Origin of the sequence: Marinobacterium zhoushanense (assembly GCF_014641945.1) — a bacterium.
Taxonomy (GTDB): domain Bacteria; phylum Pseudomonadota; class Gammaproteobacteria; order Pseudomonadales; family Balneatricaceae; genus Marinobacterium_D; species Marinobacterium_D zhoushanense.
In genome coordinates, this window is the sequence record NZ_BMIJ01000002.1 from 551371 (window position 1) to 565254 (window position 13884).

15 protein-coding genes are annotated in these 13884 nt (G+C 57.8%); 2 read left to right on the plus strand and 13 right to left on the minus strand.

Annotated elements, in window-relative coordinates; translation table 11 throughout:
• Positions 1-2: 2 nt before the first annotated feature.
• The 10 genes from IEX40_RS06760 to IEX40_RS06805 all read right to left on the minus strand — a co-directional run bounded on the left by IEX40_RS06760 (position 3) and on the right by IEX40_RS06805 (position 8850).
• Complete coding sequence (locus IEX40_RS06760; protein ID WP_188746537.1) at positions 3-1244, minus strand: CpaE/TadZ family protein; 1242 nt, start codon at positions 1242-1244, stop codon at positions 3-5.
• 48 nt (positions 1245-1292) lie between these two features.
• On the minus strand, positions 1293-1766 hold the full coding sequence (locus IEX40_RS06765; protein ID WP_188746539.1) for a TadE/TadG family type IV pilus assembly protein: 474 nt from the start codon (positions 1764-1766) through the stop codon (positions 1293-1295).
• Positions 1767-1770: 4 nt separating this feature from the next.
• Positions 1771-2274 (minus strand): TadE/TadG family type IV pilus assembly protein, encoded by a 504-nt coding sequence (locus tag IEX40_RS06770; protein ID WP_188746541.1) that lies wholly within the window; start codon positions 2272-2274, stop codon positions 1771-1773.
• Complete coding sequence (locus IEX40_RS06775; RefSeq protein ID WP_188746543.1) at positions 2274-3680, minus strand: pilus assembly protein TadG-related protein; 1407 nt, start codon at positions 3678-3680, stop codon at positions 2274-2276. The genes IEX40_RS06770 and IEX40_RS06775 overlap by 1 nt, the downstream gene beginning before the upstream one ends.
• Before the next feature lie 68 nt (positions 3681-3748).
• Complete coding sequence (locus IEX40_RS06780; protein WP_188746545.1) at positions 3749-4021, minus strand: hypothetical protein; 273 nt, start codon at positions 4019-4021, stop codon at positions 3749-3751.
• Between the two features lie 38 nt (positions 4022-4059).
• Entirely contained in the window at positions 4060-5724 is a 1665-nt protein-coding gene (locus IEX40_RS06785; protein ID WP_188746547.1) for a type II and III secretion system protein family protein, read from the minus strand.
• 60 nt (positions 5725-5784) lie between these two features.
• Positions 5785-6591, minus strand: a complete 807-nt coding sequence (cpaB, locus tag IEX40_RS06790) for a Flp pilus assembly protein CpaB (protein WP_188746549.1) — start codon at positions 6589-6591, stop codon at positions 5785-5787.
• Complete coding sequence (locus tag IEX40_RS06795) at positions 6584-7990, minus strand: DUF8689 domain-containing protein (protein WP_229680625.1); 1407 nt, start codon at positions 7988-7990, stop codon at positions 6584-6586. Before IEX40_RS06795 ends, cpaB begins: the two co-directional genes overlap by 8 nt.
• A gap of 8 nt (positions 7991-7998) precedes the next feature.
• Entirely contained in the window at positions 7999-8580 is a 582-nt protein-coding gene (locus IEX40_RS06800) for an A24 family peptidase (protein WP_188746551.1), read from the minus strand.
• Positions 8581-8640: 60 nt separating this feature from the next.
• The gene (locus IEX40_RS06805) at positions 8641-8850 is read right to left on the minus strand and encodes a Flp family type IVb pilin (RefSeq protein WP_188746553.1); all 210 of its coding nucleotides are present in this window, start codon (positions 8848-8850) and stop codon (positions 8641-8643) included.
• Between the two features lie 354 nt (positions 8851-9204).
• On the opposite strand from IEX40_RS06805, the gene IEX40_RS06810 reads away from it, so the two are divergent.
• Positions 9205-10101 (plus strand): helix-turn-helix transcriptional regulator, encoded by an 897-nt coding sequence (locus IEX40_RS06810; RefSeq protein ID WP_188746554.1) that lies wholly within the window; start codon positions 9205-9207, stop codon positions 10099-10101.
• A gap of 23 nt (positions 10102-10124) precedes the next feature.
• Here IEX40_RS06810 and IEX40_RS06815 read toward each other — a convergent pair whose 3' ends face one another.
• Both IEX40_RS06815 and upp read right to left on the minus strand, forming a co-directional pair.
• Positions 10125-11432, minus strand: coding sequence for a uracil-xanthine permease family protein (locus IEX40_RS06815; protein WP_229680626.1), 1308 nt, complete (start codon positions 11430-11432; stop codon positions 10125-10127).
• Between the two features lie 10 nt (positions 11433-11442).
• Positions 11443-12069, minus strand: a complete 627-nt coding sequence (upp, locus tag IEX40_RS06820) for a uracil phosphoribosyltransferase (RefSeq protein WP_188746556.1) — start codon at positions 12067-12069, stop codon at positions 11443-11445.
• A gap of 212 nt (positions 12070-12281) precedes the next feature.
• Here upp and IEX40_RS06825 point away from each other — a divergent pair, with 212 nt between their 5' ends.
• Entirely contained in the window at positions 12282-12842 is a 561-nt protein-coding gene (locus tag IEX40_RS06825; protein ID WP_188746558.1) for a hypoxanthine-guanine phosphoribosyltransferase, read from the plus strand.
• Between the two features lie 246 nt (positions 12843-13088).
• On the opposite strand, the gene IEX40_RS06830 is transcribed toward IEX40_RS06825, so the two are convergent.
• The gene (locus tag IEX40_RS06830) at positions 13089-13859 is read right to left on the minus strand and encodes a ParA family protein (protein WP_188746560.1); all 771 of its coding nucleotides are present in this window, start codon (positions 13857-13859) and stop codon (positions 13089-13091) included.
• Positions 13860-13884: the final 25 nt, after the last annotated feature.

Here is a 13884-nt window from a genome sequence, read left to right on the forward strand (position 1 = left end):
ATTTAATCCCCCTTGACCAGACCTAGGAGTTTGCCCAGCAATCCGGGCCGGGGGGCTGGTCCTGCCCCTGCCACCTGCTCGCTCAAGGTATGTAGAGCGCGAGTAATGGGAGCACGTCGCGCGATCTGCAGCAGCGGCATGCCGTTGTTCAATGATTCACAGACATGTTTGAAGTCGTTCGGGATAGTCAATATCGGCTGATGCTTCAGCGCTTTGGAAACCTCCGCAATACTGATCGGTGCCGACTTGTCATACCGGTTCAACACCACCAAGATGCGGTGGTCAGGGATATCCAAATCCCGGCGCATCACTTCGATCAGTCGCGCCGCATCCCGCAAATGGGTGATCCCCTGCTGCAGCACCAATACCACCTGATCGGCCCGCTCCAATACGGTGGTCGTGGTCAGGTCTATCTGACGTGGCAGGTCGACCACCAGTTGCTGGTTATCGTTGGCCAGCAACTTAAACAGCTGCATCAACTGGTCGCTCGACACCTCCTCGTTCAACAACAAGCGATCGGACTCCGAACTAAGCACCTTGAGTCCGCTCACGTGGTTGGCCAGATAGCCCTCCAGCGCAACGCTGTCCAGGTCCTCCACATTTTCCAGCGCCTGCTTGATGCCGCGCTGGGGGTTAAGGTCGAGATAGTGCGACAACGCGCCAAATTGCAGGTCCAGATCGATCAGTACGACCTTACGCCTGCCTCCCGCGGCCATCTGATGGGCCAGGTTGGTGGCGATCAAGCTGGCGCCGGAACCGCCCTTGGCATTCATCACCACGGTCAGATGAGCATTTAGCGCGCCCTGCTGGTCCATCGCTTCGCGATACAGCTGGTCGACGACGCGTTGCAGCTCTCCGTCCTGAAGCGGCTCGGCAAAGAAATCTCGCGCCCCGGCCTTCATCGACAGGCGCATCGCCTGGGAGTCGCTTCGCGAACTGACCACCAGTGTCGGTACCCGCGTATCCGGTGGACGGGAACAGAGCGCTTCCAGCTCCGCCTGCCAACTGTCCCCGATACGGAAGATAAGTAGATCCGGCAGACGTTCGAGGCCATAGAGCGGGTCCGAGTGCCCGTTACTGATCAACCTACAGTTGATATCGATATCGGCCGGCAACAGGGTCAACGCCGTTTTCAGCTGAGTCAGAGCTTCGGGTGAGCGGCTGGCGATCAGGATCGAGAACTCGCTGGCAACCTTGCCAACGGGCGGCTTTTTCACTTCATAGAGCAGATTCTGTTTCATCATGACTGCTTTCCTCACTGACTGAGGTTTCTTCTCGCTTGCCCCATATCGTTAAGGGCAGGGCGCCGCTCCCGCCGCTACGGGATGTACCCCCAGGCTCTCCGCCGGCAGGGTGGTCTCGAACGCGTCGGCATCCAGAGTTATATCGAAAAACGGGATCAGCATCTGGTGCGTATAGTCGGTAATGGCCGAGCGCACGTAGAAGGTGTTCTCTGTCCCCGTCGCTGGCGTAACGCCATCCTCCTGCAGGTAGCTGAGCAGGATATTGGCCTCGGTAAAATCGGGCAGTATCGTGCCACCAAAGGCTCCGACCTCCCGCGCAAACTGCTGGCCCGCCGCAGTTACCGGGCAGACCACCGCCACCCGCGCGGCCCGGCGGGTCGCTTCATCAAGCACGTTCCAGGTAAACAGTAGGCGACCGAATTCGATCAAGCCGAATAGGACAATGAACAGCACGGAGCCGACCAGGGCGAATTCGACCGTAGTGACGCCCCGTTGACGCTGCTTACTGACGTTCATATTCATGGTTTCAACTCCCTCCCAGCACGCGCATGCTAACCGAGCTATCGAGTGGGAAATTGATGTTGATATCCGCTCCTGCGCCAAAGCGAGGCAGGCTGTTGAACATCATCGGTGTGAAGTCGTACTCGACATGGACCTGGATCTCGTTCAGCGCCGGCACCTCGCAAAAGCCGACATTTGCCGTGGTCAAACCGTCCAGGATCGGGGTGACGCCCCCGCCCTCCGCGCCGTATACGATCAAGTTGCGCGCCCGGTTGATCAGGTTATCGGGCAACGTACCGCCTAATGTCGGGCAGTCGTTCAAGGTCGATTGCTGGCCGTAGTTAAGCTGAGTCGCCAGCAGGCGCACACCGTTACGCTGCGCCTTGGTCAGGGTGTTGTACTGAAACAGCATGCGGCCGATCTCCGCCGTGGCCAGCATCAGCATCAGCAGCACCGGCAACACTAGCGTCATCTCCACCGCGGCCAAACCGCGCTGACGCCGCTTGATCGAACCTCCGCACCTACTCATCACGAATCCTCCCTGTCCGGATCCCGGAACAGCACGATCTTGATCGGTACCGGATCGTCACTCGGGGTGTCGGTAAAGGTACCGATGGCATCGCACCCCTCGGATTGGGAGAAGAACTGACCGAACACTTCGGCTTCGGTACCGACGTTTACATCCTGCATAAGGAAGAAGCAGCCGACGGTGTAGATATGCACATCTTCGCTGGTGCCGGTGGTGGTGCCGGTACAATCACCTATCGGCAATACCAGTTCGCGTCTGCGGCAGGCCTCACCGGCACAGTCTGGGAAATTGGATGCGTATTCATCCAGGTAGTCCTGGTAGTCGAACAGGCCGTCGATACTGGTGCTGCCGTCCTCGCGTTTGATGACCGGCCTGTTGTTCGCATCGATTCCGTCCAACACCAGCCGATTGGGACTCTGGGGTGTCGGCCCCGCCGGCGTAACGCCATTGAAATAGGTGTAGTCGACCACATCCGCCGGCGCCTCGTCCGGGCCAATAGGCCCCTGGTAAAGACCCAGGCGGGTATTCAGCCCCTGCCCCGTTGGCCCCGACTTGTTACCGGGCTCGGTATCCGCCGCCTCGTCGTCACCGATACTGGCGCAATTGTTGGCCGTGCCAGCCAGAGCCTCACGCAGATCAGAGCCACCTGTACCGTCCAGGCGCAACAGGCGGAAGTTACCGGGACCTACATCGGTACCGCTGCCGCCGGCCAGCTTGATCACACTGATATCCGCCAGGCTGGAGACATCGCTTATGCCATCATCGTTATAGCCGAAATAGTCTCCGTCATCCGGGCCGCAGTCATCATCCGGTGTAACTGTGCGACCATCCGGATCACAGCCGCAGGCCAGGATCGGCAGCAGGTCACAGGTGTATGCATTGAGTCCGATAGGACCGGCAACGGCAGTGGCACTGACCGGCTTTTCGGTCATCCCGAGCACCTGTATCAACCAGGCTTCGAGTTCCAGGTCCTGGGCAATGACCCGCACATAAGGCAGTGCATTCGCATCGGGGGTGAATGGGTTCAGCATCTCCGAGAACTCGACGATCAACGGCGTACCACTGCTGGCATAGGCTTCGCTCAACTCACCGTTGTCATCCAGGCTGAGGTTGCTCAGGAAGGTGGCCAACGCGGCGGCCTCGGCTTCGCTATGGATCGTCCCCACCGGGGTGTCATCCGGGAGATCGGCGACCGTACGGGCAGCACTCAAGGCCGCCGCATCCACTGCGTTTTGCAGCCGGGTTTTACTCAGCAGCATGTGGCCGCCATCCAGGGCCATTGCCGCCATGGCTAACAACGCCAGCATGGCGATCGCTACCAGAACCAGGACCACACCGCGCTGCTGCTTTCGGGTCGCACCGTTGAGCGCCACCCTTCTCGCTCTGCTGTATGCCGGGCGATTCATCTTCGCCTCCCCCCAGGGCTCGGGGCCTAGCCCCCATACCCTGATTCGTTCATGGATATTTTCGCTAGTCAGTTGCCGATATTGATCTCGATATCACCCTGGATGCCTGACGAACTCTGCGCCTTGCCCCGGTATTCCAAGATCACCTGTTCCCCCTTATCGCCATTCAGGCGTAAGGGTTTGGGATTGTCGGCGGCGTAGGCATCATAGGTTTGCGCCTGCCGCATCTCCTCCAACGCCATCCCCATGGGCTCCGGTGGAGGATTACCAAAGCCGCTGCAACCGGGTACAAACATAAGTCCCAGGGCCAGCGCCATATATTTCCAGTTAAACCTGCTCATGACTCTGCTCTCCATCTTTTGCTCGTCCCTAAGGCGAGCTATTCGATGCTGTGGCCAAAGACCGACTCGGTGCCATCGGCGACCGGGAATACGCGGACACCGTCATCCCCAGAGATCTCACCGGGCTGACCGACTGCAGCCGCCTCCATACTCTCTTCCGCTGCCGCCTCGGCCGAATCAGGCTCTTCCGCCATGGTGCTGTCCTGGCGCGCGATCCGCCCCTGGGTACGGCCCAGCAGATAGAACTCCACATCACTGGGCTCGACAAAACCATCGCCCGGCAACTTCAGTCCCTCATTCTTGAACGGCTTGGCCAGAGTCGGCGTGACCAGAATCACCAGCTCCGATTCGCCCTTTTCGAAACTCTGGCTACGGAATAGTTGACCGAGTACCGGCACATCACCCAAGCCCGGGAACTTGCTAACCGCATCGCGGGTGCTTTCGTTGATCAGGCCGGCGATACCGATGGTCTGGCCGTCGCCCAGTTCTACGGTGGAGCGCGCACTGCGTTTGGTCAGCGCGGGTACGAAGAACACACTATTGCTGACGGTGTTGTTGACCGAGTTCAAACTGGTCAACTCAGTTACCGACACGTTGAGACTCAGGTTGATGGTGCCGGAATCGAGCACAATCGGGATAAACTTCAATCCAACACCAAATTCCTTGAACTCAATGGTGATGCCGTCTTCATTGGGCACCGGGATCGGAAACTCGCCACCGGAGAGGAACTCCGCCTCCTGTCCGGTCAGCGTGGTCAGGGTCGGCTCCGCCAGCACCTTGGCGCTGCCGTTCTCTTTAGCGGCGTCAAAGAAGATCCGAAATAGCAGGTTACTGTCCAGGTAGCTGGCAAAGAGTCCTTTGTCGGCGATCGTGACGTCGCTCGGCTTAAACTCATCGATAGCCGGACCCACCAGCCCGTTTTTCGGATCCCCAAACACCGACTCTAACAAGCCCTCGGTACCAAATTGGGCATCAGGGAAGGTCGCGCCTCCGCTGACACCGCCGATCCCCCAATGATCGCCCGCATGCAGCGCATGGAACTTGATACCAAGGCGACGCATTACGCTGCGCGACATCTCGGCCACGGTGACCTTCAGCATCACCTGCTGGGAGCCACCGACCTTGAGCAGATTGACCACTTCACCAATCTGGGTAGCGCCCTCCTCAGCAGGTTTCTGCAGGAAACTGTCTGCCAGGCGTACCGCCATATCCATGGTGCCAACATTGGTCACTTCACCGCTGAGCAATATCGACCCCTGAGAGGAGTTGACCTTGATCCGCTCGTTCGGCGCCATCTCATACAGCTTCGCTTTCAGGCTGTTAATATCCGGCGTCACCTCCACGTCGATGGAGGCCGTCAGGTGATTGTTTTTGTCCCAGAGCAGCACATTGGTCGTGCCGATCCCCTTACCCAGCACGTAGATCTGCTGGGAGCGCATCACCAGGATATCGGCCACCTCCTTATTCCCGATCGATACCTTGTGTACCGGGCCATTCAACTGCACGACCTTCGATTTGTAGAGCGGCACCGAGAAGTGCTGCACCATCGTATCGGCGTCGGTTTCAACGGCTGTTGCCGCATTCGCCTCTCGACCGAACAATACCGCCAGCAACAGAAGCATAAGGGCAACCGGTAGCAGGAACGCCTGCCAACCATCACCTGCCTCCACTCTGGCTCTAATGGGTTCTGTACGCTTAGCCATGATCCATTCTCCTCGCTCGCTGTCCGATCTTTGGCTGCCGTAACTACCGGCGCTCCAGAACTACATCGGAACCCGTTTGCGCTCCCACTCCACACCCTTGATCACGATCACAGATGGCGGAGCGCTGTAAGTACTTGTCTGTTTTTTCTTCACCGGCTCAGGCTTGGCTGCGGGTGCAACCGGCGCCGGCTCGATCGCCTGAGCGACTGTGTCTTCGCTGAGCGGGTTTCGCAGCGTCAGCTGAATCCGCCCTTCGTCGCGTGCCTTGGCCAACTCCTCCGACTCTTTCGGTGTCAACTCCAGCGTCACCGCACGTACGACAATCGGATCGTTCTTGTCGGTGCGCGCTTTCTGATCCACCGCAAGCACCTTGATATCCTTCAACACGGTACGCGCCTTGACGCTCTGCCCCTCGTTCTTGGTGGCAATGACATCCACATGGTTTCCGGGCAGCAGGAAACCAGCCACCCCGACCACGTCATTGACGCGAACGGTAAAGGCTCGTTTTTCTGGGTCGATCAGGGCGGCCAGTGTCGCGCCCTCCTGGTGATCGCTGAGTCGTTCCATGCGCACGACATCGTCGACGAGGATATCCTGTATCGGCACCTTCCCCTCAATCTCGGCGGGATCGGCGATACTGTTCGCCGGTACCAGCTCTTCCGGCATCAACTTTATCTTCAAATGGCGTCTCTCGATCGGCTGACCGTAGGGGATATCCATCGCCGCATAGACGACCGGCTGCCCCTCCGCGGCTACCGCAGCGTCGCCTGGTAACTGATGTTTCAACCAAGAGTTGGCATAGATAGCGGCTCCCGCGGCGAACAACACCGACAGGACCAAAAGTAGAAAAGTTCTGCCCTTAAACATGATCATTCCTCCCCCTGGCGGCAGGACTTGGTGACATCTCCACTTCGGCATCGAGACTGACGAAGTAGTTGTTCCAGGCCCAGGTCAGAGCTTGAGCATCAAGTGAAGCGGCATCGCCGCCAAGGTAAAGCACGCGGTCCTGTGCCATACCCAACAGGTCGCGGGGATGACAGGGACGAAGCGCAACATCGCGCTGCGCATGCAATTCAGTGATAGCGAAATCGAGCAGCAAGGGATCGAACCCGATCCCCTTCTCCGCGCATACCTGCCGCCATATCTCGCCATACTCATCCGGCTGCAGATAGCCAAAATAGATCTTGTAGCCGATACGCCGCAGGAAGGCCTCGTCGGCCAGCTCCAGCGGATTGATGTTGGATGAGAACACCAGAATCTGATCAAAGGGGGTCTGGAAATGTCGCCCCGCGCCCAGGGTCAGGTAGTCCTTTTTCTCCTCCATCGGCACAATCCAACGGTTGAATATCTCCATCGGTGTGGCACGCTGGCGCCCCATATCATCGATGATGAAGATGCCATTGTTAGCTTTCAGTTGCAGCGGCGCCTGGTACTCCTTGGTCACCGGATTGAAATGTATCTCCAGCATATCCATCCCCAGCTCACCACCGGTCACCACTCGCGGGCGGCGGCAGTTAACAAAGCGGGCATCATAGCCCTGGTCGAACAAAAGGCTCGGGGTGTGGATAGATTCTTCGATCGGTTGATGCAGCAGCGGGTCAAATAGCGACACCACCTGCTCATTCACCGAGATCGCATAGGGGATCAGGCAACTGTCTTCGAACAGCCCCGTCAGTTTCTGAGTAATGTAGGTTTTACCCGTACCCGCCGGACCATAGATAAATATTGCACGCCCGGAGTTCATCGCCGGGCCGAGCTGCTCACGTAGAGATTTACGCAGCACGATATGCTCAAACAGGCCGTTCAGCGACGCGGCTGTCACCTTGCAGCCATGCACCGTTTGTATCTGCACCAGCTCGCGATAACGTTCAATCGGCACAGGGGCAGGCCCCAGATAACCGCTTCGGGCTAAGGCATCGATGGCCGTTTCCCGCCCGCGCTGGGTCAGGCTATAGCTGAGTTCCCTTTTGTCGAATCCCTGACCGTGCACGTCGATCATGACCTCCTTGCGCAGGAACTCGATCAACTCTTCAAGCACAGGACCGGCTAGCGCGGTGCGCTGCATCAGTTGTTTGGAAGTCAACATCCCGGCATCGTACAGATGCTTGATCAATAGCTCAGTCAGGAAATGGCGACTTAGACCGGTATCGGCCAGCGTTAGTGGTCGTGGTGCCAGCCTGCGCAGCCGATCTGTTTCGGCATGCCGTGCCTGCTCTGACTGCGGTCCAGGCGGTGCCAGGGTCTCGGCAGTTGTTGAATTATTCATTGGACTATTCATTGTGCTCCCCCCAACGCCTGGAGCTGCAACCCGATCTGCGTGGTCAGGTGATAGAACTCCAGCTTACCTATGAGCCCTTGGTGAAGCAGGACGCCTATTGCAATTGCTGAAGAGAAAGGAAACCGGTGGCGGGCTACTGAGCCGGGCTCAGCCGGCACCAGCGTGCGCGCGGCAAGCATGACCATATATCGGCGGTACAAGCTGGCCAACTCACCGCTACGCAGGATTAGGTACAGAGCAACACATCCCCCCACCACCAGAGCAACACAAGCCGCGGTCATTGCGGCCATCGGACCTATAAAGCTGCCGGCAGCAGCCATCAACTTGACATCCCCGGCTCCCATGCCCCCCATTAGATAGAAGGGCAGGAGGACAGCCAGGCCAACCCCTGCCCCTTTTAGCCCTATCATCAATCCATCGACATGGAGGAACACGTACTGCAGTACTAGACCAGCCAACAGCGAACTGTAAGTCAGCCAATTGGGAATGCGGTTGCGGCGCCAATCCTTGACCACCGCCAAAAGCAAAATCAGCAGTAATAGGAGTGTGGAGCCATCGTAGGTATAGAATGACAACATACTGAATCTCCCCTCTTACTGCCGATCCGGCCATTAACTTAACGCGAATACCCTGGCGAACTAGCAAGCACCACGTGCCGCGCCACCAGCAGCACCCGCTTCGATAACGTCAGCGAGATACTGGATCGTCATGCCGACTTCACAACCCAAGTCCGTAAACGCCAAGATGACCGCAGCAGCCACGAGACTACCTGCTACTGCATACTCCACCGTGGTAAGCCCTTCATCCTCCTTGAAGAAGCCGATCATTTTCTGAGTGATTACGTTCATTGTTCCGCCCTCTTTGATTGAGCCTTTCAAGGCCGAATGTTCCGCCTCGAGCGCTTCACAGCGGGTCGTCACACGGTACGTGGTTGACTATAGGCAGGGGAAAAAGGGGGAGCTGGGACTATCTTGCAGGAAAAGTAGGATTATTTTGATCAGTGCTGTAACAGTGGCGATACAGCCTGCAGCGTCGATGAAGGTAAATCGCCTATTTGTGGCTTATCCATGAAAAGAAAGACATTTGCACCTGCACAAATGTTAAGAAACTTTAACTACACTGAAACCTGATCATCATGGATGTAACGCCAGACGGACCTACTCCAGCATTTTAACAATAATGAAAGTGGGAGTTAGCTCGTTATGTCTCAGCTCTGTAAGTCGATGATGCTTTGGATCGACCTGCGCAGTTCAGAGCGCTCTGTTACTCTGCTAGAACAGTTCAATGACGCATTCCGAATTGAAATATTAGACCCTAACAATCCGATTTTCGATTATCGCGAACTATCACCCTGCGCCATCTGTTTCGATTTTGACTACCCCGATATGCATGGGCTTACACTGATGCGTGAACTGCACGAGCGGTATCCGCTGCTGCCTATCATCATGATGACTGAGCAGCACTCGGAGTCACTTATCGTTTGGGCATTGAGAGTCAGGGTGTGGGAGATACTGCTCAAACCCATGCCACGCTCTGCGGCAGAATATCAGATCAGCGCGATCGCCAGCCGCATAGACGAGGTCGCCCGAAACCCCTTAGCGTTGAGCGCCGCCAGCCCCATGTTGCGGTTACCGGAGGAGTCGCGTTTTTACGGCAGCAACGCCGAAACCAGAGCGGTGCATCCGGCATTATCGTATATGCAGCTGCATCTTGGGGAGCACATTACCGAGGAGCAGTTGGCCAAGTTCTGCAACATGCGCCCTCTGCCGTTCAGCCGCATGTTCAAGAAAGCCTATGACGTAACCTTCCAGGAGATGCTGCAACAGCTGAGGATGAAAGAGGCCACCCGGCTGCTGGAGAACCCCGATCTGCAGATACTCGATGTGGCACTAACCGTCGGTTACCGTGACCACTCCTATTTTTGCCGGGTATTCAAAAAGTATATGGGCGTAACACCCAAAACCTACCAGGAGCAGCTGCACTGCCAAAGCGTAGAGGCCCAGGAGCGGGAGAGGGAGGTCAAGCTATACGCCGTCGCCAACCTCAGTCCGCCCATCGACTCCGCATCAAATAGCTGGGCTCGCCAACGCACGCTCTGATAAGTGCAGCGGTGGCATCATACTCAGCGACTGTGGTTTAACAGATCCTCAACCACCTCATCCTCCTCGTGCAGATCGTCCGCTACCGGATCGGCACCGGGCAGCATCAGGTTGAGCAGGATCGCCACGATACCGCACAGGCTGACCCCCTGCAGATTCAGATCCCCCGAGCCTATCGCCATCCCGCCGATACCAAACACCAGCGTAGTGGCCACGATCACCAGGTTGCGCTGCTTAGCCAGATCGACCTTCGCCTTGATCAGGGTATTGAGGCCGACTGAGGCGATCGAGCCAAACAGCAGGATCAAAATACCGCCCATCACCGGGGCCGGGATCGTCTGCAGCAGTAAACCGAACTTGGATACGAAGGCGAGCAGAATCGCGAACCCGGCGGCCCAGAGCATCACAACAGGGTTGAATGCCTTGGTCAGCATCACCGCACCGGTCACCTCCGAATAGGTGGTATTGGGCGGGCCACCGAACAGCGCCGCCACGCTGGTCGCCAGTCCATCGCCAAACAGCGTGCGCTGCAGGCCCGGCTTACGGATGTAGTCACGCCCGGTCACGTTGCCGATGGCGATGATATCGCCGACATGCTCGATCGCCGGTGCGATCGCGACCGGAATCATGAACAGGATTGCCTGCCAATTGAACTCCGGTGTCACGAATGCCGGTACCGCCACCAGCGGTGCCGCCTGCACCTGGCTCAGGTCCACCATGCCGGTGAACAGCGCGACCAAGTAACCGACAAACACCCCCGAGAGGATCGGCAGCAACCGGAAGATCCCGTTGGCAAACACCGAGACCAGCAGTGTCGTGACCAGCGCCACCATCGATACCAGCAGCGCATCCAGATAGGGGAACAGCTCGATGGAACCATCGCCGCTCTTGCCCATCGCCATATTGACCGCGATCGGCGCCAGCCCCAAACCGATGATCATGATCACGGGACCGGTGACCACCGGCGGCATGATCCGGTGGATCACCCCGGGTCCGCGCAGCTTCACCACCAGTGCCAGCAGCATGTACACCAGCCCTGCCGCCATCAGCGCGCCCATGGTGGCGGGTACACCCCAGGTTTGCGTCGCGTAACTGATCGGGGCGATGAACACGAACGACGATGCCAGAAAGATCGGCACTTTCAGGCCGGTCACCAGATGAAACAGCAGGGTACCGATACCGGCGGTAAACAGCGCGACGCTGGGATCGAGTCCAGTCAGCAGGGGCATCAACACGAGCGCACCAAAGGCCACGAACAGCATCTGCGCACCGGCCAGGATGGTGCGCCAGTTACGCGCGCCACTATTTGCCATCGGGTTCAATTCGTTCATCCTTTATTCCCTATTTGGTTCCAAAGATCTTGTCGCCGGCATCACCCAGTCCCGGGATGATGTACCCCCGCTCATTGAGATGGGAATCGATCGAGGCGGTGAAGATATCCACATCTGGGTGTGCCGCCTGCACCTTCGCTATCCCCTCCGGCGCCGCCACCAGTACCAGTGCGCGGATACTGGTACAGCCGGCTTTTTTGAGCATATCGATAGTGGCGATCATCGAACCGCCGGTGGCCAGCATCGGATCGACGATCAACGACATGCGCTCCTCGATATCGTTGGCCAGCTTCTCGAAGTAGGCGACCGGCTCCAACGTCTCTTCATTGCGGTAGAGTCCGACCACCGAGATCTTGGCGCTGGGCACCAGCTCCAGCACGCCATCCAACATCCCCAAACCGGCTCTCAGAATCGGTACCACGGTGATCTTCTTGCCCTTGATCCGCTCCGCCTGGACCGACCCACACCACCCCTCGACCTCGTACTCCTCAAGCTCGAAATCCTTGGTCGCTTCGTAGGTCAGCAGGCAGCCCACCTCGGCTGCCAGTTGTCTGAAACTGCGAGTACTTTTATTAACGGAGCGCATAAGCCCCAGTTTGTGCCGCACCAACGGGTGGCGGATCTCATGTACGCTCATGACCAAACCCCTCTCACACCCGGCACGACACCGGGAAATTGACCGATCTATCAAATTAGACGAAAGACTATCGAAAGCGGCCCTGCCTGTCATCTGCATCATCCGAAGCGGCATGACCAAGAAAGTTGCTCAAACCCCCAAAGCGCATTATCGTTTTGCCCTTTTATCGTACCGGCCACCCGCAATGCAGGGTTGAAAGAAGGGGCACACAGATGAGCAGCGTTGATCTCGAACATATCAAGCGGGTCTATATCGAGTCGGATCTGCTGTTCAGCCAGGCCGAGGTTGAGACGGCCATGGACCGTATGGCACGGGAGATCACCGAGCAGCTGATGGATGCCAACCCGGTGGTGTTCACAGTGATGAACGGTGGCCTGGTGATCGCGGGCCAACTGCTGACCCGGCTTAACTTCCCGCTGGAGGCCAGCTACCTGCATGCGACGCGCTATCGCAACACCACCTCAGGCCATGAACTGGAGTGGAAAGTACCGCCGATGGTGGAGTTCAAGGATCGCCCGGTACTGATCATCGACGACATTCTCGATGAGGGGCACACCCTGGCTGCGATAATCGATCACTGTCGACAGGGCGGCGCGTCCAGCGTGCAGTGTGCAGTACTGGTCAACAAGCTGCATGACCGCAAGGCACGTTCTGATCTCAAGGCGGAGTTTGTCGGACTGGAGGTCGAAGACCGCTACATCTTCGGCTATGGCATGGATTACCAGGGCTACTGGCGCAATGCTCCAGGCATCTTCGCGGTCAAGGGTATGTGACAGGCCGGTCGACAGCAGACTTGGGGCGTATAGGGCAAAAATTTTCAATTTCCCCACGCCCCAACCCAGTTAGAATGAAATCTCCCCAACAACGGACAGGTCACGCATGACGGAGATCGTCATTCTGGCAGTATCGGCAACGGCATTGGCCATCTGGCTCATGAGTTTGCGGCGCAAGGCGCCGGCCTCACGTCGCCTGCCGCGCTAATACTACCCAGATCAGCAGGTGCTGCGCATGATACCGGATCACTCCGGATGCAGCTCCTCATAGAGATTCACGAACTCCGTCGTCAGTCGGTGCTTGGGCGCCAGCTGGATCAACGGTCGTGCCGCTGTATGAGATTCCTTCATCTTCACCGACGCGGGAATCCGCGTCTTCAATACCGGTAGTGACTCCGCCAGCAACTCCTCCACGATCTTCTGCGGCAGTGATGCACGCGGCTGATACTGATTCACCACGATCCCCTCCACCGTCAGTGCCTCGTTATGGTCCGCCCGGGTCTCCTGCACGTTGTTGAGCAGACTGTACAACGCCTGGCGGGCGAAATCGTCGCAATCGAACGGGATCAGGCAGCGCTCGGCCGCGCACAGCGCCGACAGGGTAAAGAAGTTGAATGCCGGCGGCGTGTCGATATAGATCGCGTCATAGGATTCGAGCAGTGTTTCCAGCGCCTCGCGCAACTTATAGATCTTGTGCTTGGACTCCAGCTTCGACTGCAGATCGCCAAGGTCGGGATGGGAGGGGATCAGCCAGAGATTGTCGAAAGGGGTTTGGTGGACGTAACTCTGCGGATCGGCCGGTTTGAGCTGAAAGCTCAGCGTCGATTCGAAAAAGTCGCGAATGTCGGTGTCCGGCGAGTTCGCCTCGTCACCGAGCAGATAATGGGTCGAGTTGCATTGCGGGTCCAGATCCACCACCAGTGTGCGCTTGCCCCTCGCCGCACTGATCGCCGCCAGATTGACCGCAATACTCGACTTGCCCACACCGCCTTTCTGATTGAACACGACTCGACGCATCGTTGCATTCCTCTACTCGTGCACG